Here is a 26,203-nt window from a genome sequence, read left to right as displayed (position 1 = left end):
CGTGCTCCTCGTGAAAGTGCAGATCTGCGGAAGTACGGGTGAGTCACCGGTGTGCGGGCGCTGCCGCACCCGCACGCCATCGGCGGCCGTTGATCTGGCCCGGCTCACAGCCGATGTGGTAACGCACCCGCCGTCCGTGCACGCGTCGCGCGGGCGCCCGGCATCCGCGCGGCCGGCAGCCGCGCGCCAGCGCCGCGTACGGGCCGCGCGCCTGGCGGCGCCGTTCACAAGGTTCGGGTCTCCCCAGCCCGGAGGGCGAGGGGACGGTCGTGCTGGGAGTCATGCGGAGGTCAGCCCCTCCCGTGCCCGTGCCGCAGCGCGGGGTGGGCTCCGGCGGCGACGAGGTCGGCCACGGCCGTCTTCGGGTCCTTGCCGGTCACCAAAGATTCGCCGACGAGCACCGCGTCGGCGCCGTCGTTGGCGTATGCGATGAGGTCGTGGGGCCCGCGCACACCGGACTCTGCGACCTTGACGATGTGCCCGGGGATCTCGGGGGCGATACGGGCGAAGTTGCCCCGGTCGACCTCGAGCGTCTTGAGATTACGCGCATTGATCCCGATGATCCGCGCCCCGGCGTCCAGGGCGCGCTGGGCCTCGTCCTCGTCGTGCGCCTCGACCAGCGGAGTCAGCCCGATCGACTCGGCACGCTCGACGAGGGAGACGAGCGCCTCCTGCTCCAGTGCCGCGACGATCAGCAGGACCACGTCGGCGCCGTGCGCCCGCGCCTCCCACAGCTGGTACGAGGAGAAGATGAAGTCCTTGCGCAGCACAGGGATGTCGACCTTGGCCCGTACGGCCTCGAGGTCCGCGAGCGAACCGCCGAAGCGCCGCTTCTCGGTGAGGACGGAGATCAGCGAGGCGCCGCCCGTCTCGTAGTCGACCGCCAGTGCCGCCGGGTCCGCGATCGCGGCCAGCGCGCCCTTGGACGGGCTGGAGCGCTTGACCTCGCAGATGACCCTGACGCCCTCGCCCTTCAGGGCCGCGACACCGTCCTTGGCGGGAGGGCCCGCGGCGGCACGCTCCTTGAGCTCGTCGAGGCTGACGCGCGCCTGCCGCTCGGCAAGGTCCTCACGCACGCCTTCGATGATCTCGTCGAGCACACTCACCGAGCGGCCTCCTTCGGGTCGGGTACGGGCCTCCGCGAGACGGGCCGGGTACTGGTCAGATCGGGCACTGCGATGCTATCGGGCGGGAGCCGGAGGACTCGCATCCGCCTGGCTCGAATTCCATATTCCGGACAAAGCGGCCCTCAAGTGCCGCAGCACGGCCCGCGTCTGCGAGGCGGACTCACGGGGCGAGCGCTGCTCCCAACGGCAGGTTCCGTACGACGGTGAAGGCCAGCGCGAGAGCGCCCAGTGCCCACCAGTGCGAGGTGCGCAGCGGCACCGTCACCGGCCGGGAGCGCAGCACCCGCACCACCCAGAAGACCATGAAGACCGCGAAGGCGGCGAACCCGGCCACAGCGAGGGCGTTCATCCCGAGCGCGGTGGCGAGGTCGCCGTGCGCGACGGCGTGCGCGCTGCGCAGACCGCCGCAGCCGGGGCAGTAGATGCCGGTGAAGTGCAGCAGCGGACAGACCGGGTAGTGCCCGGGCTCGCCCGGGTCCACCGCCCCCACGTACGCGAAGGCCGCGCCGACGGCAACGAGAGTGCCGGACGGCGCGGCGAGGCGGGACAGCGGCACGGCCGGCCGTCGTCCCGCGGGTACGGGCTCGTGCCCGCTCAGGACGACTGCTCCTGGGGCCGCGCCGGGGCTCCGGAGCGGGCGGCCTCCTTGGGCTGCCCGAGGCCGGCGGCCTTCATCAGCAGGCCGACGACGCCCCCGGCGGCGACCACCACAAGGCCGGCCACGAATCCGACCGGCTGGGCCAGCACCGTGAAGATGCCGGAGATGCAGAAGCCGATGGTGCTGATCGTCACGCCCGTCCAGGCGGCCAGGGTGTGGCCGTGGCTGTTGCCCGCCATGTGTGTGCTCTCCTCGTAGTTCCAACCGACTGGGCCACCCGGCCCGCTCGCCGCCCATTCTTCCCCCTGCCTCGCGGAGGCGGCGAGCCAGGGGTGCACCGAGGGCCGTGGGACTGCGGGGGCCCGCCGCCGGGAAGGGTCCGACCCCCGTACAAGGCGCGGGGGGCTCAGGCGCCGGCGCCCTCCGCGCCGTCGGCGCGAGCAGGGCTCGTTCCCTTCGGGGGCGCTGCTTCCCGCGGCGCCGGGGAGGCGGTGCCGCCCGTGGGGTCCTCGCCGCGGTCGAGTGCCTTCCACAGGTCCTCGGGACGGTCGGGGTCCACCGGTTCCGGAGCCGTACCGCGAGGGCGGCGGGGGGTGCGCCCGGTCCGTTCGTAGCGGGCGCTTCCCGACATGGAGGGCCACGCCGGTCCGTACCGCAGCGCGAACACGCCCGCCACCACCAGCAGCACGCCGCCCGCGGCGGACACGTACGGCCAGGCGCTGACGTGCACCGTCTCGATCCCGGCGTGGGCGAGCCCGCTCGCCCTGGCCGCCTTCTCCTCCAGGGCGCCGCTGTCGGCGGCGCCGAGGAGTGCGGCGGCGCCAGTACCCGCGCCGCACAGCGTCAGCAGTGCGGCGACGAGGATGCGGGCGGCGCGCCTGACCGCGAACACCGCGACGAGAGCGGCGAGTCCGACGAGGGCGAGGGCGCTGGGAAGACCGGTGACGTCGCCGCCCTTGGCCTTCACGGGCAGCTCGCCCTGCGCGAAGGACGCCGTGGCGTGACTCCACACCTGTCCACTGGCGAGGAGCGCGAGAGCGGCACCTGCCGCCCCGCACAGCAGCGCCAGCGCGAGGGCACGGCGTGCGAAGTCCGAGTGGGCCACGGCGGCGGGGAAGGCGGAGATGGAGGAGGAGACGGAAGGGGAGGCGGCGGCCGGTTCGGCGCTGCCGGACGCTGTCGGTGCTGCGTGTTCCGCGCGGCTTTCATGGCCCGGTGCGCCGTCCGAGGAGCGGGGGTGCGGTACGGAAGTCACCCGTCCACGCTACCGCCGAGCCTCTCGGCCGAGGCCACCGCCCTGAGGACCGCGGCCGCCTTGTTCCGGCACTCGGTGTCCTCGGCAACGGGATCGGAGTCGGCGACGACACCCGCGCCGGCCTGCACGTATGCGGTTCCGTCCCGCAGCAGCGCGGTGCGGATCGCGATGGCCATGTCGGCGTCCCCGGCGAAGTCGAGATAGCCGACGCAGCCGCCGTAGACACCGCGGCGGGTCGGCTCCAGCTCCTCGATGATCTGCAGCGCACGGGGCTTGGGCGCCCCGGAGAGCGTCCCGGCGGGGAAGCAGGCGGTGAGCGCGTCGAAGGCGGCGCGGTCCTGGGCGAGCCGGCCGGTCACGGTGGAGACGATGTGCATGACGTGGCTGTAGCGCTCGATGGACATGAAGTCGACGACCTCGACGCTGCCCGGCTCGCACACCTTCCCCAGGTCGTTGCGGCCGAGGTCGACGAGCATGAGGTGCTCGGCGCGCTCCTTGGGGTCCTCCAGCAGTTCCTCCGCGAGGGCGGTGTCCTCCTGCGGGGTGTGGCCGCGGGGACGCGTGCCGGCGATGGGGTGCATCATCGCCCGCCCGTCCTCGACCTTCACGAGCGCTTCGGGGCTCGACCCCACCACGTCGAAGCCGCCGCTCCCGCCTGCGGCCGTGTCCGCGAAGCGGAACAGGTACATGTACGGGCTGGGGTTGGTCGCGCGCAGCACCCGGTAGACGTCGAGGGCGCTCGCGGTGCAGCCGGTCTCGAACCGCTGCGACGGGACGACCTGGAAGGCCTCGCCCGCGCGGATACGTTCCTTGATGTCCTCGACCCACGCCTGGTACGTCTCGCCGCCCGACCGTGCGGTGAACTCCGGGAGCCGTGAGGGCGGCAGGACCACGGGGGCCGCGGGTGCCGGCTGCGCCAGGTCCGCGGCCATCGTCTCCAGCCGGGAGACCGCGTCCTCGTACGCCTCGTCGACGCCGGTGTCCAGGTCGTTGTGGTTGATGGCGTTGGCGATCAGCATCACGGTGCCGTCTCGGTGGTCGAGTACGGCCAGGTCCGAGGCGAGCAGCATGGTCAGCTCGGGCAGGGCCAGATCGTCGGCCGTGCTCTCGCTGTCGCCGACCTTCTCCAGCCGCCGCACGATGTCGTATCCGAGGTAGCCGACCATGCCGCCGGTGAACGGCGGCAGATCCGAGTCCTCGTGGAGGTCGCGGGGGGTGTGCAGGGCCTCGACCGTCTCGCGCAGGGCCCGCAGCGGGTCGCCGCTGTCGGGCAGCCCGACGGGCGGCGTGCCCAGCCAGTGCGCCGATCCGTCACGCACCGTGAGGGTCGCGGCGCTGCGTACGCCGATGAAGGAGTAACGGGACCAAGTTGGGCCTCCCCCTACGCCTCCGGCGTGGGAGGTACCCCCAGGGGCCGACTCCAGCAGGAACGTGCCGGGCCGCTCGCCGGTGAGCTTGCGGTAGAGCGCGATGGGGGTGTCGCCGTCGACGAGCAGGCGACGCGTCACCGGGATGACACGGCGGTCCTTGGCGAGCGTGCGGAATGTCTCGAGGTCCGGAGTCGTCATGATCGCTGACCTTACTGGCCGTCACCCTTCATGGGTGTGCGGGCCGTCCGTGGGCGCTCCGCCCGCCTTCTGCAGGAGCCCCGCGTCGAAACAGGTGCGGTCGCCCGTGTGGCAGGCGCCGCCGACCTGGTCGACCTTTACCAGCACGGTGTCGCCGTCGCAGTCCAGGGCCACGGAACGCACATGCTGGACGTGGCCCGAGGTGTCGCCCTTGACCCAGTACTCCTGGCGGCTGCGGCTGAAGTACGTGGCGCGGCCGGTGGTGAGGGTGCGGTGCAGGGCTTCGTCGTCCATCCATCCGAGCATCAGCACCTCCCCCGTGTCGTGCTGCTGGGCGACGGCGGGGAACAGGCCGTCCGCGTTGCGCTTGAGACGTGCGGCGATCTCGGGGTCGAGCGAGGTCTCGGAGGATCGTGCGGGCATGAGGACCATTCTCGCGCATGCCGGGCCCTGGCGTGCACGCGCGTTCGGATCCGTATGTGCGGAGGATTCCCGCTGTGCATGCATAGAGGGAATCTATGGCGATTCTTTGTTTTTTCTATTCGACACCGCGAGCTCCTTTCACTCATTGTGTGAGGAGTGTCCGGCGACAGAAATGGGGGTCCCCCCACGCCGGAGGTGCAGGGGGAGGGAGGACCGCGGCTGATGACTCCGATGCTGACGCCTGGCGAAGTGGATCCCTGGGCCAAGCCCGCGAAGGCACCGCTGCCCCGCAAGGAACTCAAGGGTCTGCAGCGGCGGCGCAACGGCCCGGCGCTGCGCCACATGGCCGGGCATCTGGCCGTCGGCGGGGCCACCACGGGCCTCATCGCGTGGAGTTGGGGGACCTGGTGGATGCTCCCGGCCATGTTCGCGCAGGGGATCGTCCTGGTGTTCCTGTTCGCGCCGATGCACGAGTGCACGCACGGCACCGCGTTCCGTACGCGCCGGCTGAACAGCACGGTGGCGACATTCTGCGGTGTACTGATGATGAGGCCCGCACTTTATTTCCGATACCGTCACGCCGCACACCATTCCTACACACAGGATCCGGAACGCGACCCGGACCAGGTGCCCATGCCCGACGGCATTTCCGGATATCTGGGCGAGGTATTCGGAATGGAATTCTGGCCCAAAGTGGTCGGCACGCTGTACCGGGGCTGCACCGGGCGCTTCAACGACCGTGAGCGGTTCTTCCTCCCCGAGTCGGAGCGCGCACGCGTGATCTGGGAGGCGCGGCTGATGGTGGGCCTGTACGTGGCCGCGGGTGCCGTGTGCGTCCTGACCGGCACCTGGGCGGGCCTGCTCGCCTTCTGGCTCCTCCCCCGCGTGGTCGCGGAGCCCACGCTCCGTCTGGTGCGCATGGCGGAGCACACCGGCATGGCCGAGGGCGCGGACCCGCTGACCAATACGCGGACCACGCTGACCAATCCGCTGATCCGCTTCCTGTACTGGAACATGCCCTACCACGCGGAGCACCACTTGGCTCCTTCCGTCCCGTTCCACAACCTGGCGCGGCTTCACCGTGCGCTGCCCGGCGCACCTGCGAGGCGGCAGTACGTGGTGAGCAAGGGATATGTGCGTGCCCACCGCGACATCGTCGGCAGCCTCGGGCAGGGGTCCGGGTCGACGGTGCCGACCAGCACGTCCGTGGCGGTGACCGGCTGAATCTCCTGCGCCCTCTCGGCGCGGGTGGGGGTCCCCACGGCATACCGGGGGGGCGTGGGGACCCCGAGTCGGTCCGCGCGGGCGCTCCACGCGGCGCGGCGGCCAGGCCTCGCCGCCGCGCCGCTTCCCCTCCCGTCCGTCCTCCATCCGTCTTCTCCGGCCCCGTCCTGTGCCCCTCTCCCCTTTCTCTGCTTCCCCCGCCTCCTCCCCCTCCTCCCGCTTCCCCCCCCCGCCCTCCGTCTCCGTGATGCAAAGGAGCATCCGTTGTCCGGACACCTCACGCTCGGCATCGACATCGGCACGACCAACGTCAAGGCGTGCATCCTCGACACCGCGGAGGGCAAGGTCGTCGCCTCCGCCGCGGCGGAGCACCCTCTGCACCACCCGCACCCGGGATGGGCCGAGCAGGATCCCGACGACTACTGGCGTGCGGTCTCGTCCTGCATAGCCCGCTGCGTGAACCAGTACGCCGGGCCGGCCTCGGATGTGGCGGGGGTGTCGATCTCGGGTCTGGTCGGAGTCACCCTGCCCGTCGACCGCGACGGGCGGCCACTGCGGCGGGCCATGATCTGGATGGACAGCCGCTCGCACCGCGAGTGCGAGGAGATACGCGAACAGGTCGGCGAGAACCGGATCAAGGCCGTGAACGGCAACCGCGTCGCGTCCTGGTTCATCGAGCCGAAGGCCATGTGGCTGCGGCGCCACGAGCCGGAGGTCTTCGCCGCGATCCACAAACTGCTCTCCCCCGCCGGATACTGCACGATGCGGCTGACCGGCGAATACTCCATGAATCACGGAGACGCGGGGCTCTTCTACCCGTACGAGCACCGCCACGCCCGCTGGGACCACTCCCTCACGGAGGCACTCGGCCTCTCCCCCGGCATCTATCCGGACATCCACAGCTCGGACACGGTCATCGGCACCGTCACCGCGCAGGCCGCCCGCGAGACGGGCCTGCAGGAGGGCACCGCCGTGGTGGCCGGCGGCACCGACATCGGCGCGGCCGCGCTGGGCGCGGGAGCCATCGAGGCCGGGCAGGCCTACTACTCGATGGGCACGGGCTCCAACCTCGGAGTTCTCGTGCCGCGTGACGAACTGCCCGATGAGTACCGCATCCTCAAGTGGCCGCACGTGCTGGACGGGATGACGCTGTTCGACGCGCCGATGGCCTTCACCGGGGCGTCCCTGAAGTGGTTCCGCGACAAGTTCGCCGACCCCGAGAGCGCACTCGCCGAACGCATGGGCCGCAACGTCTTCGACCTCGTCACCGCGCAGGCGGAACGCATCACGCCCGGCGCGGACGGACTGATGTACCTGCCGTACCTCGGCAACTCCCTCTCGCCGCGCTGGGACGGGCAGGCGTGCGGCGTCTTCTTCGGGATCCAGCCGTTCACCGGCCGGGCCCACGTCATCAGGGCGCTGATCGAAGGCGTCGCCTTCGACCTCTACTCCAACGTGCGCATCGCGGAGGACGGCGGCGCCGACTTCCCCGAACTCGTGCTCAACGGAGGCCCGACGAAGAGCCCGCTGTGGAACCAGATCACCGCCAACGTCACCAACCGCCGGCTGCTGATCCCCGACGTGGACGAGGCGGCACCCCTCGGCGATGCCGTGATCGCCGCCTCGGGCGTCGGGCTGTACAAGGACATGCGGGAGCCCATGAAGGACCTCGCCCCCGTGCGCGGCGTCGTCGAGCCCGATCCCGAACTGCACGCCATGTACGTCGACTTCTTCGAGTTGTGGGCGCAGCTGTACGACGACCTCAAGTCGAGCATGAGCCGCCACAACGCACTGGTGAACCGCTACAGCGACCCGGAGCCCAGCGCCATCAGCGGTGCGGGCGGCAGCAGTTGAACGGGGCCCGACGCACAACCGGCCGCCCCTGCAGGCGAATCGGAGGGGCGGCAGCCGAGCATGCGAGGAGCGAGTGAGATGAGCGAGCCCGACGGGGGCTGGTGCGCCCTGACCGACGCCTCCGAGGTCGAGGAGGACGACGTCGTCTGCGTCAACGTGCGCGGGCACGCGTACGCGGTCTTCAACCTCGGCGGCGACTACTACGTCACCGACGACCGCTGCACCCACCAGGAGGCGTCGCTGTCCGAGGGTTACGTGCAGGACGACACCGTCGAATGCCCCCGCCACCAAGGCGTGTTCCACGTACCGACGGGCAAGGCCATGTGCCCCCCGCTGACGAGGCCCTTGCGCGTCTATCCGGCGCGGGTCGACGATGGCCGGGTCTGGATCCGCCTCTCGGGATAGGGGTGACGGAGCTGATGTCCGAGGCGCTGTCCGACGCCGTGGCCGCCGCAGCCCGTTCGGACAGGCCGAAGACCTCGCTCCGCAAGACCGGTGGAACCGCTCCGGGTGACGCGAAGGGCGCCGAGGCCGCGTCCGGAGCAACAACCGCTCAGCCGAACGCCCTGCCGTACGTGAGCTTCAACCAGCTCCGCTCCTTCCACGCCGTGGCCGTCGCCGGAAGCATCACGGCGGCGGCCTCGCTGCTGCACGTCAGCCAGCCGACGGTGACCGTCCAGCTGCGGCAGCTCGAGTCCCACTACGGCGTCGAACTCGTGCGCCGCACCCCGCGGAACGTGCGGCTCACCGAGCTCGGCGAGTCGCTGTTCACCATCACCCAGCAGCTCTTCGCCCTGGAAGGCGAGGCGGTGGAACTGCTCAACTCCGCGGGGAGCACGCTGCGCGGCAGGCTCCGGGTGGGCGGCGTGGCGCCGTACTTCGTGATGCGGCTGCTGTCCACGTTCAGCCGTGCCCACCCCGGCGTTGCCCTCTCGCTGCAACTGGACAACTCCGCCACGGTCATCCGCAGACTCATCGACCAGGAGATCGACGTCGGCATCGTCGGCCAGACCACCCTGGACAGCCGGCTGCACGCGCTGCCGTACAGCAGGCAGGACGTCGTGCTCTTCTGCCGCGACGACCATCCGTGGGCGGGACGGGACGGAGTGCGGCTCCACGAACTCGCCGACATGGCACTGGTGTTGCGGGAGAAGGGCTCGACCTGCCGCCTCACTCTGGAGCAGGTGCTCCAGGAACGCGGCATCGTGCCGCGCGTCACCCTGGAGGTCTGCCGCGAAGGGGTGCGCGAGGCCGTCGTGGCGGGGTTCGGCGTGGGCATCACCACCGACATCGAGTACGTCCCCGAGCGCCGCACCCGCATGCTGCGCATCCTCGACGCCGACATCTACACCGAGGCGTTCGCCGTGTGCCTGCGCGAGCGCCGCACGGTGTCGGTGACCCGGGCCTTCATGGCGACGGCCGAGGAGTTCTTCGACCGCGCCCGCGAGTAGGCGCCCCGCCGGGCGCGGCCCGAAATCAGCTCTCCCGCGCGTGGCCGGCCGTACCCTTGGCGGCATGTCGACCCATGCCAAGCGTGAACGTCTCATCCTGGCGGATCTGTTGGAGAGCAGCGGACCCGAGGCCCCGACCCTGTGCGACGGCTGGAAGGCCCGCGACCTCGCCGCGCACGTGGTGGTGCGCGAACGCCGCGCGGACGCCGCGGGCGGACTGCTGCTCAAGTCGCTCGCCCCCCGACTCGACCGCGTGCAGGGCGAGTTCACCGCCAAGCCGTACGAGGAGCTCATCCAGCTCATCCGCACGGGGCCGCCACGGATGTCCCCGTACGCGCTCAAGCAGGTCGACGAGGTGGCGAACACCGTCGAGTTCTACATCCACGCCGAGGACCTGCGCCGTGCCGTACCGGACTGGACGCCGCGCGAGCTGGACAGCGTCTTCCAGGACGCGCTGTGGAAGCGCTTGGAGAAGATGGCACGGGTCTTCGGCCGCAAGTCGCCGGTCGGCCTGGTCCTGCGCCGTCCCGACGGCCAGACCGCCGTCGCCCGCAAGGGCACCCCGGTGGTGACCGTGACCGGTGAACCCAACGAGCTGGTGCTGTACGTCTCGGGGCGGCAGCGCGTCGCGCGCGTGGAGGAGGAGGGCCAGAAGGAGGCCGTGGCGCGGGCACACGACGCGGAGCTGGGGCTCTGAGCGCGCTTCGCCGCCCGGCCCTGCCCGGCACGGCGGCCCGGTCCTCGCACGTCGTGCGTCGGACCGCCGCCGTGCGTCAGAGGGCCGCCGTGCCGATGAGCCCCTCGCGGGTCACCAGCTCCGCGAGCCGGTCCTCCGTCAACTCCTCGGTGCCCGGCGGGCGTTGCGGCAGGACCATGTAGCGGCTCTCCGCGCTGGAGTCCCAGACGGTGATCTCGCGCCCGTCCGGGATGTCGAGCCCGAACTCCGCGAGCACGGCACGCGGTTCGCGCACGACGCGAGAGCGGTAGGCCTCGCTCTTGTACCAGGACGGCGACGGGCCGAGCAGCGCCACCGGGTAGCAGGAACACAGCGTGCAGACCAGCACGTTGTGACGTTCCGGGGTGTTGGCGACGACCTTCAGACGCTGCTCCTGCAGCCCGCCCGCCATCGACAGGCCGACCTCGGGCAGGGCGGCATTGGCGTCGGCGAGCAGCCGCTCGCGGAAACCGGCGTCGCTCCAGGCCCGGGCGACGATACGGGCGCCGTTCAGCGGGGACGCGCCGTCCAGTACCGAGGTGAGGACGGCGTCCAGCTCCGCATCGGTGACCTGGCCGGCCGCGACGAGGCGCTCCTCCAGGCGGCGCACCCGTGCCGCGACAGGGTTGCCTGTGTGCGTTCCGCTCATGACAGGTGCTCCTCGGCCGGTTCCAGATACGACTGCCACAGGTCCAGCGTCACCTCGTGGTCGCCCTCGCCCCACAGGTCGCGGGCGGCGAACGCCACGGTGTAGACGGGCTCGACGCGTGGCCGTTCGTGGCGCCGGGCCACGTCGTCGGCGACCGGCCAGCTCCCGGTGACCTCGACGATCCGTCCCGTTCGTCCGCGTGCGTAGGCGGGAAGCCGCGTGTGCCAGTCGGGGTCGAAGGCACGGGTGCGCACCGGGTCGCCGGCGGCGAACCGTGCGGCCGCCGGGTCACTCATCGCCGCCGCCCCGGGCGGTGAGCACATCGATCGCGTGGAGCCAGCGCTCGTAGTACGAAGCGGCCAAGTACTCCTGCGGAGGCATGCGTTCGATGGCGTCGCGGAACTCGTCCAGGGTGTAGGCGCCGCGCCGCACCAGCGCGATGTTCAGCGCATATACCCGCGCCTCCCAGTCCGCGTGGAAGGCCGGCTCGTTCTCCTCGGTGACGATGGGCCCGAACCCCGTCTGCCCGCCGACGTCGTTCACCCTGCTCATGCGCGGCAGCCTATGCGCAGGGGCCGCCTGCGGGAACCGTCCGGGATCTCCCGGCGTGGCCGGCTTTGCGCCGCTGTTCCACCGGATGCGAGATACGGAACGCGTGCGCCGCGAGTTGCCGGACTTCAGGGGTGGGGCGATGAGGCGCGGGAAAAGAGCGGCGCCAAGACGGACATGAACGACATCAACCGCCGCAGAGGCTCGATGACAGCGGGACCCGAAGTCGGGCGGACATCCAGAAGGCGCATCGGAGGATATTCAGCACGAGTTGAGCCACCGATGCCCGATACGGTCGCCCGGCTCGTTTCCGCATCGCGCAGGCCGCAAGTCGCAGCCATGTCCCGCGCCGTGTTCCAAGTCCCCCCGAATCAACGGGGATCCCGTTCCCGCACTCCGGCCGGCACGCCGCTGAGCCCGGCTTTCCGGCACATTGCGCGGTTCCCCGGGGGAGGCGCACGGGACTATCCGAATGGGACGAATTCGCTTTTGTCCGCGTAGTCGAGAACCTATTGCCGCGCAGGCCGGGACCGATGCGCACCGAGGAGTCCCTTTGTCCTTCTCAGACCCTGTCACGAGGCGAGCGGTGCAGCGCAGACCTGTCTCAAGTTCTCCTGTCAACTGTCTTGAATTCAAAGACGGCTGACGTATCTTGACGTATCACCGGAGTCGCCGAGCCTCGACTGCGCCAAGTGCACCGACGATGGGCACAGGTTCGACCTGTCCGTCTCGAACGGAGCCCTGATGATTCTGACCATTCGTGACTTGGTTGCAGGTCCACCGCGCGGTTCTCACCTGCCGGCGCGGACCGGTTCGTACCGTCCGTACCTCTCGCACGCGGTCGCTGCCTCGTCCCCCCGATCCACCGCGGGCCGCGGGGCCCCTCGCGCAGGACCGCCTCGTGAACCGCTCGTTCACCTTCTCTCGACCGGCGAACTCGCTCCTGCTTGAGGTTCTGATGATGCGTATGACGGACGTAGCGTTCTGGCTCGTGCCGCTCCTTGCGGTCGCTGCGATCGCGGCCGGAATCACGGCACTGCGGTTCCGGAGGATGGCTGTCCGGAACGCCGAGCGCAGTCATGTCCTGGAGCGGCAGGTCCGCATGCGGGACGAGGAGACGCAGCACCTCGTCGAACAGCGCCTCCAGGCACTCGCGGACGCCCAGTGGCAGGGGCGGCGCCGGCAGATACCGGACCTGCGCCATCAGGCCCTCGCCGGCTCGGACTTCGCCGACGCCCACGACTCGGTGCTGGAGATGTTCAGCTTCGCGAGCGAGACCGCCGAACAGGCCGCCGAAGGTCTGCTGCTGGCCGTGGCCCGCAAGCTGCAGGGACTCGCCAACGGGCAGCAGCTGAAGATCAACGAGATGACCGAGCGCCACGACGACTCGGCCTTCCTCGAGGACCTGATGCAGCTCGACCACACCAACGCCCAGATCCTCCGCCGCGCGGTCGGCATGGCCGTCGTCTGCCGCGCGTGGCCGGGCCGCCAGCACAACGCGACGTCGCTCCACGACATCGTCCGCGGCGCCATCGGACGGATCCTGGACTACAAGCGCGTCCAGATCGTACGGATCGAGGACACCCGTGCCGTGACGGGCCGGGTCGTGGAACCCCTGGTCATGACGATCGCCGAATTGCTCGAGAACGCCACCCGCTCGTCGCACCCGCAGACCCCCGTCCAGGTGCACGTCCAACTCACCCACACCGGGCTGGCGTTCGTGATCGAGGACGCCGGTGTCGGGCTGAACGCCGCCGAGCAGGAGAAGGCCGTGCGCCTGCTCAAGGACGAGTCCCTCGGGCTCGCGAAACTGGGAGACCCCCCGCGGTTCGGGCTCGCCGCGTGCGGTGCGCTGGCCCGTCGCTACGGCTTCACGATCTCGATCGATACCGCCTCGGCATTCGGCGGCGTCCGCGCCGTGGTGAACCTCCCCCGCACACTTCTCACCGACCCGGTGAAGCCCACCTCCGCGCCCACCTCTGCGCCCGCCGCCGTGCCGCCGCCGCGCGCAGAGCCCGCCGCATCGGAGCCCGCCGAGTCCGAGCCGGCCGGTTCCGGAGCGGACGACGGCGAAGCGGCCGAGGGCGAGCGCGAGGCGGTACCGGCGCGCCCGACCACCGCGAACGGGCTGCCGAAACGGACCCGGAAACAGCCTGCCCCGAGCGCCGACCACTCCGAGCAGCCACCCCCTGCCACCAAGTCCGCCGCACCTCGCTCACCCGGTGAGGCGGCGGCATCGATCGGTGCGTTCCAGCGAGCAGGCAAGGCGGCGGCCGACCGCCTCCGTCCGTCCACCGAAGGGACTCCCGAGTCATGACCCAGAACCCGGACGCCTGGATGCTCAACCAGGTGCTGGACCAGCCCGAGGTCCACGACGCCATCCTCATCACCGCTGACGGGCTGGTGAAGGCCTTCTCCCAGGGCCTCGACCAGGACCAGGCGGACAGCATCGCGGCGGCCCTCGCGGGCGTGCAGTCCACCAGCAGCGCCACCGCGATGTTCTGCCGAGCCCCGGCCGACTCGTGGAGGCAGAGCATGGTCGAGTTCGACGGCGGATTCGTGGTCACCATCCGTGCGCACGACTCGACGTTCCTGTCCGTGGCGACCTCCGGTGCCGCCGACGTGGGACAGGTGGCCTACCGGATGCACGAGGTCGTGGCCCAGCTCGGACGGGAGATGGGCGCCGAGCTCCGCGAGGACGTGGGCAGCGGGACATGACGCACCGTCACAGGCATGACCTGGTGAGAACGTTCGTGCTGACCGGTGGGCGCGCCCAGCCCACCGGGACCGCCGACGAACTCGACGTGCTCACGATGGTGACCGCCGTCCCGGGGAAGCCGCGGACCGGCCTGCAGCCCGAGGATCTGCGGGTGATCGACCTGTGCCGCGGCGGCTACCTGTCCGTCATCGAGGTCGCCGGGCACCTCGGGCAGCCGCTCACCATCACCCGCATCCTGCTCGGAGACCTCATCGACTCCGGCCTCCTGGAGGTCAAGGCGAGCCAGAAGGAGGCCGGAACGCCGGCGACCCCCGACCCCGACCGCCTGCGAACCCTGGAGAGGATGCTGCATGGCCTCCAGGCTCTCTGACGGTGTCTACGTCCGTGACACCGTGCAGATCACGGCGAAGCTGATGGTGGTGGGCCCCTTCGGGGTCGGCAAGACGACCTTGATCGGAGCCGTCAGCGAGATCGAGCCGCTGCGTACCGAGGAACTCATGACGCAGACCAGCGCCGCCGTGGACGATCTGACCGGGGTGCCGGGCAAGAGATCCACCACCGTCGCCCTCGACTTCGGACGGCTCACCCTCGCCGAGGACCTCGCGCTGTACCTGTTCGGCACGCCCGGCCAGCAGCGCTTCACACAGATCTGGGAGGACCTCTCGCGCGGCGCCTACGGGGCCCTCGTGCTGGCCGACTCCCGATTCCTCGACCAGTCCTTCGAGGCCCTGAGTCTGGTCGAGAAGAGCTCGCTCCCGTACATCGTCGCGCTCAACACCTTCCCCGACACCCCGGATTACCCCGAGGACGAGCTGCGCGAAGCGCTCGACCTCGATCCCGCCACACCGCTGCTCACCTGTGACGCGCGGGACCGCAAGTCCGCCAAGACCGCACTGATCACGCTCGTCAAGCACCTGTACGCCGGCCACCAGGAGTCGTCGTGACCTCCTCGCCCCTCTCCGAACCCCACGCGGCGCCGCCGGGCTGCCCCGCACACCGGCCGTCCGCAGGGACCGGCAGCGATCTGCCGAAGCTGTACGACGACGCCTTCGCCGCGGACCCCAACGCCCTCTACGACCGGCTGCGTTCACAGGGCGGCCCCGCGCAGTGGGTGGAGCTGGCGCCCGGAGTCGAGTCGATCCTCGTGACCGGATACCAGGCGGCCCTGGAAGTGCTCCGCAGCCCCTACTTCAGCAAGGACGCCCACCGCTGGAAGGCCCTGGCCGACGGCCGCGTCCCCCGCGACAGCCCGATCCTGCCGATCATGGGCCCGCGCAAGAGCCTGTGGTTCGCCGACGGCCAGGAACATCTGCGCCTGCGGACGCCCGTCGACCGCGCCCTGGGCGGCATCGACCCCCGCCAGTTGCGAGCCGTCGTCCAGCGCAGCGCCACACAGCTGATCGACGAATTCGCCGAGGACGGCAGGGCGGATCTCGTCTCGCAGTACGCGGCGCGCATCCCGGTCATGGTCCTCACCCAGCTCTTCGGCTGCCCCGACCATCTCAACCCCCGCATCTCCAGGGCCTTCCTCCAGATGGTCAACGCCGTCGAACCCGACGCCGCCACACAGGGCGTCCAGGACCTGGTGGCGTGCCTGAACGAGCTGATCGAGCTCAAGTACCGGACTCCCGGCGACGACGTGACCACGCGGCTGCTGCGGCACTCCGCCAACGTGACCCGGGAAGAGCTCATCGACCAGCTCGTGGTCATCACCGGTGCCGGCCAGGTGCCCGGCACCGCCTGGATCTCCACGGCCACGATGATGCTGCTCTCCGACGACCGCTTCGCGGGCGACCTGACCGGCGGCAGCCTCACGGTCACCGACGCGCTGAACGAGGTGCTGTGGCTGCACGCACCGCACTCGAACTACTCGTTCGTGTACGCCATCGAGGACTACGTCCTGCGCGATCAGGACACCGGCGAGGAGACCCTCATCCCCACCGGCGTGCCGGTGACCATCAGCCACGCCGCCGCCAACCTAGACCCGACGCTGCCGACGAACCAGGCGGAGCGGGCCGCGAACACGTCCCATCTCGCGTTCAGCGCCGGGCCGCACGCCTGCCCCGCGCAGGACACCGCGAGCATCATCGCCGAGGTCGCCATCGACACCGTCCTCGACCTGCTCCCCGAGATGGAGCTCGCGGTGCCCGCCGAGGAACTCTCATGGCGCCCGGGGCCGTTCATCCGCGCCCTGACCGAACTGCCCGTCCGCTTCACCGCCACACCGGCCACGCATGCGGCGGAGGCAGCAGCGTCCACGCCGTCCACGCCGTCCGAACCGTCCGGCTCTTCCTCCGACGCCGCAGCAGGCCGCCCCGCCCCGGCCGCGTCCCCCGGCTCTCGGCGGCGCCGTTGGAGCCTGGCGGGTCGACGCGGCAAGTGACCGTCACGGCAGGTGACCCGTCACGGCGCGGCCCCGGGCGGGGCGCGCCGCGGTTCACCGTACGGGCGTCCCGGCCTCGCGGAGCGTGTCCTTGACCTGGCCGATCCGCAGATCGCCGAAGTGGAAGACGGAGGCTGCCAGTACGGCATCCGCTCCGGCCTCGACCGCGGCCGGGAAGTGCTCCAGCCGGCCCGCGCCGCCGGAGGCGACGACGGGCACCGAGACGTGCGCACCCACGGCCCGGATCATCTCCGTGTCGTAGCCGTCCTTCGTGCCGTCCGCGTCCATCGAGTTCAGCAGGATCTCCCCGGCGCCCAACTCCGCGGCCCGCCGCGCCCATTCGACGGCGTCGATGCCGGTGCCGCGGCGTCCGCCGTGCGTGGTGACCTCGAATCCGGAGGGTGTTGAGGCCCCGGCGCCCTCCGCGTCCCCGGATGCCCCCGGCGGCACGCAGCGCCGCGCGTCCACGGACAGCACCAGCACCTGGCTGCCGAAGCGTTCGGCGATCTCCCGGATCAGCTCGGGACGGGCGATCGCCGCGGTGTTCACGCCGACCTTGTCGGCACCCGCGCGCAGCAGCCTGTTCACGTCGTCGCCGCTGCGGACGCCGCCGCCGACCGTCAGCGGGATGAAGACCTGCTCGGCGGTGCGGCGCACCACGTCGTACGTCGTCTCGCGGTCGGAGGAGGAGGCGGTGATGTCGAGGAAGGTCAGCTCGTCGGCGCCTTCCTCGTCGTAGATCTTCGCCATCTCGACGGGGTCGCCCGCGTCCCGCAGGTTCTTGAAGTTCACGCCCTTGACGACCCGTCCGGCGTCCACGTCCAGGCAGGGAATGACTCGTACGGCCACGGACATCGCTGTGCTGACTCCTTGCAGGTGGTGCGTCGATCGATGAGGGACGGACCGCACTGGCCCATCGGGAAGGCGGCGTTACGTCCGGCCGCCGCGGAAGGCCTCCATCTCCACCTCCACCAGGACCCGGGAGTCCACGAAACCGGAGACCACCACCACCGTGGCGGCTGGGGCGATGTCGCCGAAGATCTCCTTGTGGGCGCGCGCCACGTCGTCCACGTCCCGCGCATGCGTGAGATACATCCGCGTGCGGATCACGGACGAGGCGTCGAGGCCGAAGGGCTCGAGTGCCTCCAGCGCCTTCCCGAAGGCCGCCCTGGTCTGCTCGTACGGTGAGCCCTCCCCCAGGAGCTTGCCGTCCGAGAGAGGCATCGTCCCCGCCACGAGTACCCGGTCGCCCGCCGCGACGGCGCGTGCGAAACCGATCGTCTTCTCCCAGGTGCTTCCGGAGCGGTCACGTTCCACGTCGGGGTCACGCCGTTCGGACGGGGTCATCAGGAGACGGCCTCCAAAGCCTCTTCAAGTGTGAACGCCTCGGCGTAGAGGGCCTTCCCCACAATGGCGCCCTCGACGCCCTCGGGTACAAGCGTGGCGATGGCCCGCAGATCGTCAAGGGAGGAGACGCCGCCGGACGCGACGACGGGCCGGTCCGTCACGGCACAGACGTTGCGCAGCAGTTCGAGGTTGGGGCCCTTGAGCGTGCCGTCCTTGTTGATGTCGGTGACGACGTAGCGGGCGCAGCCCTCGGAGTCGAGCCGGGCCAGCGTCTCGTAGAGGTCGCCGCCGTCCCTGGTCCAGCCGCGGCCGCGCAGCGTCGTGCCCCGTACGTCCAGACCGACGGCGATCCTGTCGCCGTGCTCGGCGATGACCTTGGCGACCCATTCCGGCGTCTCGAGCGCGGCGGTGCCCAGGTTGACGCGGCGGCAGCCGGTGGCGAGGGCCGCGGCGAGGCTCTGGTCGTCGCGGATGCCGCCGGACAGCTCGACGTCGATGTCCATGGCACCGGCCACCTCGGCGATGCGGGCGCGGTTGTCGCCCGTGCCGAAGGCGGCGTCGAGGTCGACCAGGTGCAGCCACCGGGCACCGGCGCGCTGCCAGGTGAGGGCTGCCTGCAGCGGGTCGCCGTAGGCGGTCTCGGAACCGGACTCGCCGTGCACGAGGCGCACGGCCTGTCCGTCACGTACGTCGACGGCGGGCAGCAGTTCCAGCTTGGGCGCGGACGAAGGCGTGGACACAGGCACTCTCGGCTTCTGTAGTGGAGCGGAACGGTGTTGTCGGAAGAAGAAGCGGAAGCGATGGGCGGGGAGGCGAGGAGGCGTCAGTGATCTCAGGTCGGGTGCTCTCAGATGAACGCGACCCAGTTGGAGAGCAGCCGGGCACCGGCGTCGCCGGACTTCTCGGGGTGGAACTGGGTCGCCCACAGCGGACCGTTCTCCACGGCGGCGACGAACGGCGCACCGTGCTCGGCCCAGCTGACCCTGGGCGGGGTCATCGCCGGATTCGTGACGGTCAGTTCCCAGTCGTGGACGGCGTAGGAGTGGACGAAGTAGTAGCGCTCGCTCTCGGAGAGCCCCTCGAAGAGACGCGAACCCTCGGCCGGAGTGACCGTGTTCCAGCCCATGTGGGGCACCGAGTGATCGGCGTCCGCCTTCAACGGCCCCACGGTGCCCGGCCATTCACCCAGGCCTTCGGCCTCGACGCCGTGCTCGATGCCGCGGGCGAAGAGGACCTGCATGCCGACGCATATGCCCAGCACGGGGCGCCCTCCCGCGAGGCGCCGCTCCATGATCCAGTCGCCGCGTGCCGCCCGCAGCCCGTCCATGCAGGCGGCGAAGGCGCCGACGCCCGGCACCAGCAGACCGTCCGCCTCCATGGCCGCGCCGTAGTCGCGGGTGATCTCCACGTCCGCGCCGGCGCGGGCAAGAGCGCGCTCGGCCGAACGCACGTTGCCGAAGCCGTAGTCGAAGACGACGACCTTCTTGCGCTGCTCGTTCCCGCCCGCGGCGCTCCTGCCCTCCGCGGCCGTGCCGTCCGTGTTGCCGGTGCTCACGCCCACACCTCCAGCCGCAGGATCCCGGCGAGCAGGGCCAGCGCCGCCCCCGCGCCGAGCACGGCGATGATCCCCTTGGGCAGCTTCTGCTTCCAGAAGGAGATCGCCCCGCCGAGCAGGAACAGGCCGACGAAGATGAGAACAGCCGACAGGCCCGTCACAGCGCGCCCTTCGTCGAGGGGATGCCGCTCTGGCGCGGGTCGATCTCGCTGGCGTAACGCAGCGCGCGGGCAAGGGCCTTGAACTGGCACTCGACGATGTGATGCGCATTGCGCCCGTACGGCACGTGCACGTGCAGCGCGACCTGCGCCTGCGCCACGAAGGACTCCAGGATGTGCCGCGTCATCGTCGTGTCGTACTCGCCGATCATCGGCGCCATGCCCTCGGGTTCGCTGTGCACGAGGTACGGACGGCCCGAGAGGTCGACCGTGACCTGGGCCAGCGACTCGTCCAGCGGCACGGAGGCATTGGCGAAGCGGACGATCCCGCTCTTGTCGCCGAGTGCCTGCTTGAAGGCGGCGCCGAGCGCGAGCGAGGTGTCCTCGATCGTGTGGTGGCTGTCGATGTGCAGATCGCCCTCGGTCTTGACCGACAGGTCGAAGAGGCCGTGGCGGCCGAGCTGGTCGAGCATGTGGTCGTAGAAGCCGACGCCCGTGGAGATGTCGGCCTTGCCGGTGCCGTCGAGATTGATCTCGACGAGGACCGACGTCTCCTTCGTGCTGCGCTCCACGCGGCCCACGCGAGCCAGAGTCATCGGGGGGTCTCCTTCGTCACTGCACGTACCGCGTCGAGGAACGCGTCGTTCTCTTCGGGCGTGCCCGCGGTGACCCGCAGCCGGCCCGGTACACCGTTGTCCCGCACGAGCACGCCCTGCTCCAGCAGGGCCTGCCATGTGAGGTGAGCGTCGTCGAACCGTCCGAACTGGACGAAGTTGGCGTCGGACTCGGTCACTTCGAGCCCGAGAGCACGCAGCTCCCGCACCAGCCGGTCACGCTCTTCCTTGAGCCGCTCGACGTATCCGAGCAGCGTATCGGTGTGCTCCAGGGCGGCCAGCGCCGTGGCCTGCGTGACCGCCGAAAGGTGGTAGGGCAGCCGCACCAGCTGCACCGCGTCGACGACGGCGGGGTCGGCCGCGAGATAGCCCAGACGCAGCCCCGCCGCACCGAAGGCCTTCGACATCGTCCGGCTGACGACGAGGTTCGGACGGCCCTCGATCAGCGGCAGCAGCGAGGGCCGGTGCGAGAACTCGCCGTACGCCTCGTCCACGATCACCATCGACGGCCCGGCGGCCTGCGCCGCCTCGTACAGCGCCACGACCGTCTCGCGCTCGACCGCCGTGCCCGTCGGGTTGTTGGGCGAGCAGACGAAGACGACCGAGGGGCGCTGCTCAGCGATGGCGCGCACCGCGGCGTCCGTGTCGACCGTGAAGTCCTCACGGCGCGGCCCGGACAGCCAGCCGGTGCCCGTGCCGCGGGAGATGAGGCCGTGCATCGAGTACGACGGCTCGAAGCCGATGGCGGTGCGGCCGGGCCCGCCGAAGGTCTGCAGCAGCTGCTGGATGACCTCGTTGGAACCGTTGGCCGCCCAGATCTGGTTCCCGGAGACCTCGAAGCCCGTCGTACGGGTCAGATACGAGGCGAGCGCGGTGCGCAGCTCGACCGCGTCACGGTCCGGGTAGCGGTTCAGCGTGCGGGCGGCCTCGGTGACGCGCTCCGCGATGCGCCGGACCAGTTCCTCGGGCAGCGGATACGGGTTCTCGTTCGTGTTCAGCCGTACGGGCACGTCCAGTTGCGGGGCGCCGTACGGGGTCTTGCCTCGCAACTCGTCCCGGATGGGGAGCTGTTCGATGCCGGTCACTTGCTCTGCGGCACCTTTCCCTCGCTCGTGTCTTCTTGTTCGCCTCCGGCGCCCGTGTCTTCTTGTTCGCCTCCGGCGCCCGTGTCTTCTTGTTCGCCTCCGGCGCTCGTGCCTTCTTGTTCGCCTCCGGCGCTCGTGCCTTCTTGTTCGCCTCCGGCAAACCTTGCCTTGAGTGCCGTCCCGTGCGCAGGCAGGTCCTCGGCCTCCGCGAGCGTGACGACGTGGTGGGTGACCTCCGCGAGGGCGTCCCGCGAGTAGTCCACGACGTGGATGCCGCGGAGGAAGGACTGAACGGAGAGCCCCGAGGAGTGGCAGGCACAACCGCCCGTCGGCAGCACGTGGTTGGAGCCGGCGCAGTAGTCGCCGAGGGAGACGGGCGAGTACGGGCCGACGAAGACGGCGCCCGCGTTGCGCACGCGTGCCGCCCAGCCCGCCGAGTCCTCGGTCTGGATCTCCAGGTGCTCGGCCGCGTAGGCGTTGACGACCGCGAGCCCGTCCTCCAGGGAGTCGATGAGTACGATGCCCGACTGCCGCCCGGACAGCGCCTCGGTGATCCGCTCGCGGTGCCGGGCGACGGCGACCTGCTCCTTCAGCTCGCCCTCGACGGCCCCGGCCAGCTCGACGGACGGCGTGACGAGCACCGCGGCGGCGACCGTGTCGTGCTCGGCCTGGCTGACGAGGTCGGCGGCGACGTGCGCCGCGTCGGCCGTGTCGTCGGCGAGGATCGCGATCTCGGTGGGGCCGGCCTCGGAGTCGATGCCGATGCGGCCCTTGAGCAGCCGCTTGGCTGCCGCGACGTAGATGTTGCCGGGGCCCGTCACCAGCTGCGCGGACGGGCACTCGTCGGTGCCGTAGGCGAACATCGCGATCGCCTGGGCACCGCCGGCCGCGTACACCTCGTACACGCCGAGCAGCGCGCACGCGGCGAGGACGGTCGGGTGCGGCAGCCCCCCGAACTCGGGCTGCGGCGGCGAGGTGACCGCGAGGGAACCCACGCCCGCCTCCTGCGCGGGCACGACGTTCATCACGACCGACGACGGATACACGGCCCGCCCGCCGGGCACGTACAGCCCGACCCGCTCGACCGGCACCCACCGCTCGGTGACCGTGCCGCCGGGCACGACCGTGACGGCCGAATCACTGCGCCGCTGGTCGCGGTGGACGATACGGGCGCGGCGCACCGACTCCTCCAGGGCCGCCCGCACGTCCGGGTCCAGCTCGGCCAGCGCCTCGTCCAGAGCCTCACGCGGGACGCGGACACGCTCCAGCGTCACACCGTCGAACCGCTGCGCGTAGTCGATGAGCGCCGCCGTGCCACGATGCCGGACGTCGTCACAGATCGGCCGCACCTTCTCCAGGGCGGCCTCGACGTCCAGCTCGGCACGTGGCAGCAGATCACGGTCGAAGCCGCCGTCTGCGGAGACGGCGGAACCGCGCAGGTCGATTCGGGAGATCACGGCTCCAGTCTCTCAGACGGCGTCCGCCCGCCAGCCGCGCGTATCAGTGAGTGATACGCGTCCCGGGAGACGAACGTGGCCTCCGGCGTTCATACGCTCACCCAGCGGGAAAGAAGCGGACGGACACCGGGCGCGGACACCCGGTGACGGGACCGGACGGACCAGACCGGGACCGGAGACGACGTGCCGGACAGCCCCGGGCAGCAGCAGACCACCGAGGGCGTCCCGGCACCCGAGCAGAGGGGGAAGCCGACCGGTGAGCGAGGGGCTGGAGTCCAGAGAGCCGCCGTCCTGGCTGACAAGGGCCGAGTGGGGCATGTGGCAGGCGTTCGTCAACGGCAGCGAGTACGACCTGCGCAGCGGCGAAGAGGAACTCGACGACCCCAACGGCGACCACGAATGGGGGCCGGACCGCACCGTGCGCGCCCGCGTCATCGCGCATCTGCTGCTGCACGGGCCGCCACCGCTGCTGGGACGCGTCTCCTCGCTGCACGTCTCGGGCGCCCGGATCACCGACGTGCTCGACCTCTCCGGCGGCATCATCGAGCCGTACTTCGAGATGCGGCAGTGCCGCTTCGAACGTGAGGTGCGGATGGCGGAGGCCCGCATGCACACGGGGCGGCTCGTCGACTGCTACATACCGCGCCTGGAGGCCGCCCGGCTCAACACCGACGGCGACCTGCACCTGCCGCGCTGCTCGATACCCGAGGGCATCAAGCTCACCGACGCCACCATCGGCACCGACCTGATGCTCAACGAGGCGACGGTCGGCAGCGGCCGCCGCATACGCGCCATCGCCGCTGACGGCATCACCGTCTCCCAGGAACTCCAGGCGAGCCTGCTGGTGACCGACGGCGAGGTGAGCCTGCGCGGCGCGACGGTCGGCAGCTCTCTGCACATGTTCGGCACGGTGCTGCGCAACACCAAGGGCCGCTACGCCTTGTACGCCCCGCAGATGACGGTCGAGCACGTCGCCAGCTTCGCCGACGCCAACCGGGGCCGCTCCTCGCAGCTGCGGGACAGCACGACGCCCGCGTCCGGCACTCCCGTTCCCTTCACCACGGAGACCGGCAGCCGCTGGCGCACGAAGCACTTCGAGTGCACGGGCGGAGTGGTACTGGACGACGGGCGGTTCGGCTCGTCGCTCGTCATCGAGAACGCGCGCTTCGAACTGGGCCGGGACCAGGAACTCTCGCTCCGCCGCATCCAGACACCGGAGCTGAACTTCACACCGCGGGCGCCTGAGCGGGGTCTGATCGTGCTCTCCGGCGCCACCGTGGAGAAGCTGCTCGACAGGGTGGGCAGCTGGCCCAGGGACCAGCGCCTGTGGATGGCGGGCTTCACCTACCAGCAGGCCATCCCCAAGGAAGGCCACTTCAACGTCCGCGAGCGGCTGCGGTGGCTCGCGGCGGCCACACCCGAGTATTCGCCGCTGCCGTACGAGCAGTTGGCGCTGATGTACCGCAACAGCGGTGAGGACACCAATGCCCGCGCGGTGCTCCTGGCCAAGCAGCGGCGCCGCCGCGAGACGCTTCCGCTGGTGGGCAAGGTCTGGGGCTACTTGCAGGACTGGACGGTCGCCTACGGATACCGCCCGGCGCAGGCGGCGCTGTGGATGGCGTTGCTGTGGGCGGCGAGCGCCATGTACTTCGGGGCGCATCCGCCGGACCCTCTCAAGGGCGACGAGTCGCCGCACTGGAACGCGGCGCTGTACGCGCTCGACCTGCTGCTGCCCGTCATCACCATCGGGCAGGACAACGCCTGGGACCCGAAGGGGGGCCCGCAGTGGGTGGCGGCCGGCCTGATCCTCCTCGGCTGGATCCTCGCCACCACCGTCGCCACGGGGGCGACGCGCCTGCTCCGCCGCCAATGATCCGCGGCCGGTGGCAAGCCGTGAGTGATTCGCCGTCAGTGAACTGCCGTGCCGTGCCCTGCCTGCGTTGCACTCGTGATCGATCGGGAGCACCGGGCAGGCCCCGAAGGCTTTAGGCTTACTCGTTGTGACAACCGCGCTTCCGCTCTTCCCGCTCAACTCGGTGCTGTTCCCGGGCCTGGTGCTGCCGTTGAACATCTTCGAGCAGCGATACCGCGCGCTGATGCGGGACCTGCTGAAGATCCCCGAGGACACACCCCGCCGCTTCGGCGTGGTCGCCATCCGCGACGGCCGGGAGACCGCTCAGACCTCCAAGGGCCTGCCGGAGAGCGCGCCGCCCGCGGGCACCGAGCCGATGGCCGGTTTCGGATCCGATCCGATGGCGTCGTTCTACTCGGTCGGATGCATCGCCGACGCCTCGACGATCCGCGAGCGCGCCGGCGCGGCGGGCGGCCCCGCCGCGTCGGGTGCGTCCGGCGCCACGGGAGGGGACGCCGACGACGCGTCCCTCGAGGAGGAGGACGAGGCCGTGTCCGACGGTCCGGGCTACGAGGTCCTGGCCACCGGCACCACCCGTTTCCGGCTGCACTCCGTGGACTCCAGCGGCCCGTATCTCATGGGCGAGATCGAGGAGTTGCCGGAGGACGAGGGCGACGGAGCGGGTGCGCTGGCCTCAGGTGTGCTGCGTGCATTCCGCGGCTACCAGAAGCGGCTCGCGAGCGCACGGGAGCGGACCTTGGCCGCCGGGCAGGAACTGCCTGACGATCCGTCCGTCGTCTCGTACCTGGTGGCCGCCGCGACCATCCTCGACACTCCCACCAAGCAGCGCCTGCTCCAGGCCCCGGACACCGCGACGCGGCTGGCGGACGAGCTGAAGATCCTCCGCCGGGAGACAGCAGTGATCGGCAAGCTGCCCTCGCTCCCGGCGGCGGAACTCACACGCGACCCGACCAGCCCCAACTGAGCGGGCACCGGGACGGCTTCGGACACACGCAGAAACGGCACACAGGCAGGACGGCACGCGCGCCGGGCCGCGGAGGGGCAGCGATGGCGAAGAAGAACCGGCGGCAGAAGCAGCAGCAGGCGGCTACTCCGGCGACGCTCGCCGCCGCCCGCGCGGACGTGGAGTTCACCACGCACTCCTACGAGCACGACCCGTCCGCCGCCTCGTACGGTGCCGAGGCCGCCGAGGCCCTGGGGGTCGCGCCCGAGCGGGTCTTCAAGACCCTCGTCGCCGAGGTCGACGGCGCGCTGACCGTCGCGATCGTTCCGGTCTCCGCCTCGCTGGACCTGAAGGCCCTTGCGTCGGCGGCCGGCGGCAAACGGGCGGCGATGGCCGACCCTGCGGCCGTCGAGCGCAGTACGGGCTATGTGCTGGGCGGTGTCTCACCCCTCGGGCAGCGCAGGCCGCTGCCCACTGTCCTCGACGAGTCCGCCCTGGCGCACGCCACCATCTGCGTCTCCGCGGGACGCCGGGGTCTGGAGATCGAACTCGCCCCCGCCGACCTCGCGGAACTGACGGGCGCGGCCAAAGCGGCCATCGCCCGCACGAGTGACGCGTCCTGAGCCTCCGGGGCCTCAGGGGCCTCAGGGGCCTCA

31 protein-coding genes are annotated in these 26,203 nt (G+C 70.9%); 13 read left to right on the top strand and 18 right to left on the bottom strand.

What is annotated here, in order from left to right:
- Window positions 1-43 precede the first annotated feature (43 nt).
- From trpM to hisI, 7 genes are all read right to left on the bottom strand, one after another.
- On the bottom strand, window positions 44-283 hold the full coding sequence (gene trpM / locus G4Z16_RS32770) for a tryptophan biosynthesis modulator TrpM (RefSeq protein WP_246531083.1): 240 nt from the start codon (window positions 281-283) through the stop codon (window positions 44-46).
- Between the two features lie 7 nt (window positions 284-290).
- Complete coding sequence (gene trpC, locus G4Z16_RS26565) at window positions 291-1,106, bottom strand: indole-3-glycerol phosphate synthase TrpC (RefSeq protein WP_028435667.1); 816 nt, start codon at window positions 1,104-1,106, stop codon at window positions 291-293.
- A 181-nt stretch (window positions 1,107-1,287) separates the two neighbouring features.
- Window positions 1,288-1,725 (bottom strand): DUF2752 domain-containing protein, encoded by a 438-nt coding sequence (locus tag G4Z16_RS32765; protein WP_246531376.1) that lies wholly within the window; start codon window positions 1,723-1,725, stop codon window positions 1,288-1,290.
- Complete coding sequence (locus G4Z16_RS32760) at window positions 1,722-1,964, bottom strand: HGxxPAAW family protein (protein WP_246531082.1); 243 nt, start codon at window positions 1,962-1,964, stop codon at window positions 1,722-1,724. The genes G4Z16_RS32765 and G4Z16_RS32760 overlap by 4 nt, the downstream gene beginning before the upstream one ends.
- 167 nt (window positions 1,965-2,131) lie before the next feature.
- Window positions 2,132-2,980, bottom strand: coding sequence for a TIGR02234 family membrane protein (locus G4Z16_RS26555; protein ID WP_425508122.1), 849 nt, complete (start codon window positions 2,978-2,980; stop codon window positions 2,132-2,134).
- Complete coding sequence (locus G4Z16_RS26550; protein ID WP_197353158.1) at window positions 2,977-4,548, bottom strand: anthranilate synthase component I; 1,572 nt, start codon at window positions 4,546-4,548, stop codon at window positions 2,977-2,979. Before G4Z16_RS26550 ends, G4Z16_RS26555 begins: the two co-directional genes overlap by 4 nt.
- 21 nt (window positions 4,549-4,569) lie before the next feature.
- Window positions 4,570-4,971, bottom strand: a complete 402-nt coding sequence (hisI, locus tag G4Z16_RS26545; RefSeq protein WP_197353157.1) for a phosphoribosyl-AMP cyclohydrolase — start codon at window positions 4,969-4,971, stop codon at window positions 4,570-4,572.
- A gap of 222 nt (window positions 4,972-5,193) precedes the next feature.
- Between hisI and G4Z16_RS26540 the strand changes: the two genes are divergently transcribed.
- The 5 genes from G4Z16_RS26540 to G4Z16_RS26520 all read left to right on the top strand — a co-directional run bounded on the left by G4Z16_RS26540 (window position 5,194) and on the right by G4Z16_RS26520 (window position 10,197).
- Complete coding sequence (locus tag G4Z16_RS26540; RefSeq protein WP_197353156.1) at window positions 5,194-6,195, top strand: fatty acid desaturase; 1,002 nt, start codon at window positions 5,194-5,196, stop codon at window positions 6,193-6,195.
- A gap of 264 nt (window positions 6,196-6,459) precedes the next feature.
- Entirely contained in the window at window positions 6,460-8,049 is a 1,590-nt protein-coding gene (locus G4Z16_RS26535; RefSeq protein ID WP_197353155.1) for a xylulokinase, read from the top strand.
- A 78-nt stretch (window positions 8,050-8,127) separates the two neighbouring features.
- A complete protein-coding gene (locus tag G4Z16_RS26530; RefSeq protein WP_197353154.1) occupies window positions 8,128-8,454 on the top strand; it encodes a non-heme iron oxygenase ferredoxin subunit in 327 nt (108 codons plus the stop codon).
- Between the two features lie 14 nt (window positions 8,455-8,468).
- Window positions 8,469-9,500, top strand: coding sequence for a LysR substrate-binding domain-containing protein (locus G4Z16_RS26525; protein ID WP_197353153.1), 1,032 nt, complete (start codon window positions 8,469-8,471; stop codon window positions 9,498-9,500).
- Between the two features lie 64 nt (window positions 9,501-9,564).
- Window positions 9,565-10,197: a TIGR03085 family metal-binding protein gene (locus tag G4Z16_RS26520; RefSeq protein WP_197353152.1), complete on the top strand. Its 633-nt coding sequence runs from the start codon at window positions 9,565-9,567 to the stop codon at window positions 10,195-10,197.
- 76 nt (window positions 10,198-10,273) lie between these two features.
- Here G4Z16_RS26520 and G4Z16_RS26515 read toward each other — a convergent pair whose 3' ends face one another.
- Genes G4Z16_RS26515 through G4Z16_RS33125 form a run of 3 tightly spaced genes read right to left on the bottom strand, consistent with a single transcriptional unit; the run spans window position 10,274 to window position 11,416 of the window.
- A complete protein-coding gene (locus G4Z16_RS26515) occupies window positions 10,274-10,864 on the bottom strand; it encodes a nitrile hydratase subunit alpha (protein WP_197353151.1) in 591 nt (196 codons plus the stop codon).
- Window positions 10,861-11,160: an SH3-like domain-containing protein gene (locus tag G4Z16_RS33130; RefSeq protein ID WP_343070914.1), complete on the bottom strand. Its 300-nt coding sequence runs from the start codon at window positions 11,158-11,160 to the stop codon at window positions 10,861-10,863. Before G4Z16_RS33130 ends, G4Z16_RS26515 begins: the two co-directional genes overlap by 4 nt.
- Window positions 11,153-11,416, bottom strand: coding sequence for an SH3-like domain-containing protein (locus tag G4Z16_RS33125; RefSeq protein WP_197353149.1), 264 nt, complete (start codon window positions 11,414-11,416; stop codon window positions 11,153-11,155). The genes G4Z16_RS33130 and G4Z16_RS33125 overlap by 8 nt, the downstream gene beginning before the upstream one ends.
- A gap of 964 nt (window positions 11,417-12,380) precedes the next feature.
- On the opposite strand from G4Z16_RS33125, the gene G4Z16_RS26500 reads away from it, so the two are divergent.
- From G4Z16_RS26500 to G4Z16_RS26480, 5 genes are read left to right on the top strand one after another with little or no spacing between them, the layout of a single operon-like run.
- Window positions 12,381-13,730 (top strand): ATP-binding protein, encoded by a 1,350-nt coding sequence (locus G4Z16_RS26500; RefSeq protein ID WP_197353148.1) that lies wholly within the window; start codon window positions 12,381-12,383, stop codon window positions 13,728-13,730.
- The gene (locus G4Z16_RS26495; RefSeq protein ID WP_028435678.1) at window positions 13,727-14,131 is read left to right on the top strand and encodes a roadblock/LC7 domain-containing protein; all 405 of its coding nucleotides are present in this window, start codon (window positions 13,727-13,729) and stop codon (window positions 14,129-14,131) included. The genes G4Z16_RS26500 and G4Z16_RS26495 overlap by 4 nt, the downstream gene beginning before the upstream one ends.
- 23 nt (window positions 14,132-14,154) lie before the next feature.
- A complete protein-coding gene (locus tag G4Z16_RS26490) occupies window positions 14,155-14,502 on the top strand; it encodes a DUF742 domain-containing protein (RefSeq protein ID WP_197353147.1) in 348 nt (115 codons plus the stop codon).
- On the top strand, window positions 14,483-15,076 hold the full coding sequence (locus tag G4Z16_RS26485; RefSeq protein ID WP_197353146.1) for a GTP-binding protein: 594 nt from the start codon (window positions 14,483-14,485) through the stop codon (window positions 15,074-15,076). Before G4Z16_RS26490 ends, G4Z16_RS26485 begins: the two co-directional genes overlap by 20 nt.
- Window positions 15,073-16,515 carry a cytochrome P450 gene (locus G4Z16_RS26480; protein WP_197353145.1) on the top strand — a complete coding sequence of 481 codons (1,443 nt, stop codon included), beginning with the start codon at window positions 15,073-15,075 and terminating at the stop codon, window positions 16,513-16,515. Before G4Z16_RS26485 ends, G4Z16_RS26480 begins: the two co-directional genes overlap by 4 nt.
- Window positions 16,516-16,569: 54 nt before the next feature.
- Here the strand turns inward: G4Z16_RS26480 and hisF are convergent, their stop codons facing one another.
- The 8 genes from hisF to hisD all read right to left on the bottom strand — a co-directional run bounded on the left by hisF (window position 16,570) and on the right by hisD (window position 22,731).
- Window positions 16,570-17,370, bottom strand: coding sequence for an imidazole glycerol phosphate synthase subunit HisF (gene hisF, locus G4Z16_RS26475; protein ID WP_197353144.1), 801 nt, complete (start codon window positions 17,368-17,370; stop codon window positions 16,570-16,572).
- A 75-nt stretch (window positions 17,371-17,445) separates the two neighbouring features.
- Entirely contained in the window at window positions 17,446-17,862 is a 417-nt protein-coding gene (locus tag G4Z16_RS26470; protein ID WP_197353143.1) for a RidA family protein, read from the bottom strand.
- A complete protein-coding gene (gene priA, locus G4Z16_RS26465) occupies window positions 17,862-18,602 on the bottom strand; it encodes a bifunctional 1-(5-phosphoribosyl)-5-((5-phosphoribosylamino)methylideneamino)imidazole-4-carboxamide isomerase/phosphoribosylanthranilate isomerase PriA (protein WP_197354929.1) in 741 nt (246 codons plus the stop codon). Before priA ends, G4Z16_RS26470 begins: the two co-directional genes overlap by 1 nt.
- A gap of 107 nt (window positions 18,603-18,709) precedes the next feature.
- Entirely contained in the window at window positions 18,710-19,417 is a 708-nt protein-coding gene (hisH, locus tag G4Z16_RS26460; RefSeq protein WP_197353142.1) for an imidazole glycerol phosphate synthase subunit HisH, read from the bottom strand.
- Window positions 19,414-19,578: a hypothetical protein gene (locus G4Z16_RS26455; protein WP_197353141.1), complete on the bottom strand. Its 165-nt coding sequence runs from the start codon at window positions 19,576-19,578 to the stop codon at window positions 19,414-19,416. The genes hisH and G4Z16_RS26455 overlap by 4 nt, the downstream gene beginning before the upstream one ends.
- On the bottom strand, window positions 19,575-20,165 hold the full coding sequence (hisB, locus tag G4Z16_RS26450; RefSeq protein WP_197354928.1) for an imidazoleglycerol-phosphate dehydratase HisB: 591 nt from the start codon (window positions 20,163-20,165) through the stop codon (window positions 19,575-19,577). The genes G4Z16_RS26455 and hisB overlap by 4 nt, the downstream gene beginning before the upstream one ends.
- Before the next feature lie 2 nt (window positions 20,166-20,167).
- Window positions 20,168-21,274: a histidinol-phosphate transaminase gene (locus tag G4Z16_RS26445; protein ID WP_197353140.1), complete on the bottom strand. Its 1,107-nt coding sequence runs from the start codon at window positions 21,272-21,274 to the stop codon at window positions 20,168-20,170.
- On the bottom strand, window positions 21,271-22,731 hold the full coding sequence (hisD, locus tag G4Z16_RS26440; protein ID WP_197353139.1) for a histidinol dehydrogenase: 1,461 nt from the start codon (window positions 22,729-22,731) through the stop codon (window positions 21,271-21,273). Before hisD ends, G4Z16_RS26445 begins: the two co-directional genes overlap by 4 nt.
- Window positions 22,732-23,047: 316 nt before the next feature.
- Between hisD and G4Z16_RS26435 the strand changes: the two genes are divergently transcribed.
- The 3 genes from G4Z16_RS26435 to ybaK all read left to right on the top strand — a co-directional run bounded on the left by G4Z16_RS26435 (window position 23,048) and on the right by ybaK (window position 26,170).
- Entirely contained in the window at window positions 23,048-24,604 is a 1,557-nt protein-coding gene (locus tag G4Z16_RS26435) for an oxidoreductase (RefSeq protein ID WP_246531374.1), read from the top strand.
- Window positions 24,605-24,731: 127 nt separating this feature from the next.
- On the top strand, window positions 24,732-25,568 hold the full coding sequence (locus G4Z16_RS26430; protein ID WP_197353137.1) for an LON peptidase substrate-binding domain-containing protein: 837 nt from the start codon (window positions 24,732-24,734) through the stop codon (window positions 25,566-25,568).
- An 83-nt stretch (window positions 25,569-25,651) separates the two neighbouring features.
- On the top strand, window positions 25,652-26,170 hold the full coding sequence (gene ybaK, locus G4Z16_RS26425) for a Cys-tRNA(Pro) deacylase (RefSeq protein WP_197353136.1): 519 nt from the start codon (window positions 25,652-25,654) through the stop codon (window positions 26,168-26,170).
- Window positions 26,171-26,203 lie beyond the last annotated feature (33 nt).

This window comes from Streptomyces bathyalis (assembly GCF_015910445.1).
GTDB classification, from domain to species: Bacteria; Actinomycetota; Actinomycetes; order Streptomycetales; family Streptomycetaceae; genus Streptomyces; species Streptomyces bathyalis.
Note: the sequence above shows the minus strand (reverse complement) of the source record. Positions and strands in the feature narration are given on the sequence as shown.

Bases quoted from the DNA above. Each gene is read 5' to 3' on its own strand.
- hisI (WP_197353157.1), bottom strand. From the start codon at position 4,971: ATGCCCGCACGATCCTCCGAGACCTCGCTCGACCCCGAGATCGCCGCA.
- G4Z16_RS26435 (WP_246531374.1), top strand. From the start codon at position 23,048: ATGTGGCAGGCGTTCGTCAACGGCAGCGAGTACGACCTGCGCAGCGGC.
- G4Z16_RS26530 (WP_197353154.1), top strand. From the start codon at position 8,128: ATGAGCGAGCCCGACGGGGGCTGGTGCGCCCTGACCGACGCCTCCGAG.
- G4Z16_RS26495 (WP_028435678.1), top strand. From the start codon at position 13,727: ATGACCCAGAACCCGGACGCCTGGATGCTCAACCAGGTGCTGGACCAG.
- G4Z16_RS26515 (WP_197353151.1), bottom strand. From the start codon at position 10,864: ATGAGCGGAACGCACACAGGCAACCCTGTCGCGGCACGGGTGCGCCGC.
- G4Z16_RS26485 (WP_197353146.1), top strand. From the start codon at position 14,483: ATGGCCTCCAGGCTCTCTGACGGTGTCTACGTCCGTGACACCGTGCAG.
- hisF (WP_197353144.1), bottom strand. From the start codon at position 17,370: ATGTCCGTGGCCGTACGAGTCATTCCCTGCCTGGACGTGGACGCCGGA.
- G4Z16_RS26525 (WP_197353153.1), top strand. From the start codon at position 8,469: ATGTCCGAGGCGCTGTCCGACGCCGTGGCCGCCGCAGCCCGTTCGGAC.
- trpM (WP_246531083.1), bottom strand. From the start codon at position 283: ATGACTCCCAGCACGACCGTCCCCTCGCCCTCCGGGCTGGGGAGACCC.
- G4Z16_RS32760 (WP_246531082.1), bottom strand. From the start codon at position 1,964: ATGGCGGGCAACAGCCACGGCCACACCCTGGCCGCCTGGACGGGCGTG.
- G4Z16_RS26470 (WP_197353143.1), bottom strand. From the start codon at position 17,862: ATGACCCCGTCCGAACGGCGTGACCCCGACGTGGAACGTGACCGCTCC.
- ybaK (WP_197353136.1), top strand. From the start codon at position 25,652: ATGGCGAAGAAGAACCGGCGGCAGAAGCAGCAGCAGGCGGCTACTCCG.
- G4Z16_RS26520 (WP_197353152.1), top strand. From the start codon at position 9,565: ATGTCGACCCATGCCAAGCGTGAACGTCTCATCCTGGCGGATCTGTTG.
- G4Z16_RS26500 (WP_197353148.1), top strand. From the start codon at position 12,381: ATGACGGACGTAGCGTTCTGGCTCGTGCCGCTCCTTGCGGTCGCTGCG.
- G4Z16_RS33130 (WP_343070914.1), bottom strand. From the start codon at position 11,160: ATGAGTGACCCGGCGGCCGCACGGTTCGCCGCCGGCGACCCGGTGCGC.
- G4Z16_RS26550 (WP_197353158.1), bottom strand. From the start codon at position 4,548: ATGACGACTCCGGACCTCGAGACATTCCGCACGCTCGCCAAGGACCGC.
- G4Z16_RS26540 (WP_197353156.1), top strand. From the start codon at position 5,194: ATGACTCCGATGCTGACGCCTGGCGAAGTGGATCCCTGGGCCAAGCCC.
- G4Z16_RS33125 (WP_197353149.1), bottom strand. From the start codon at position 11,416: ATGAGCAGGGTGAACGACGTCGGCGGGCAGACGGGGTTCGGGCCCATC.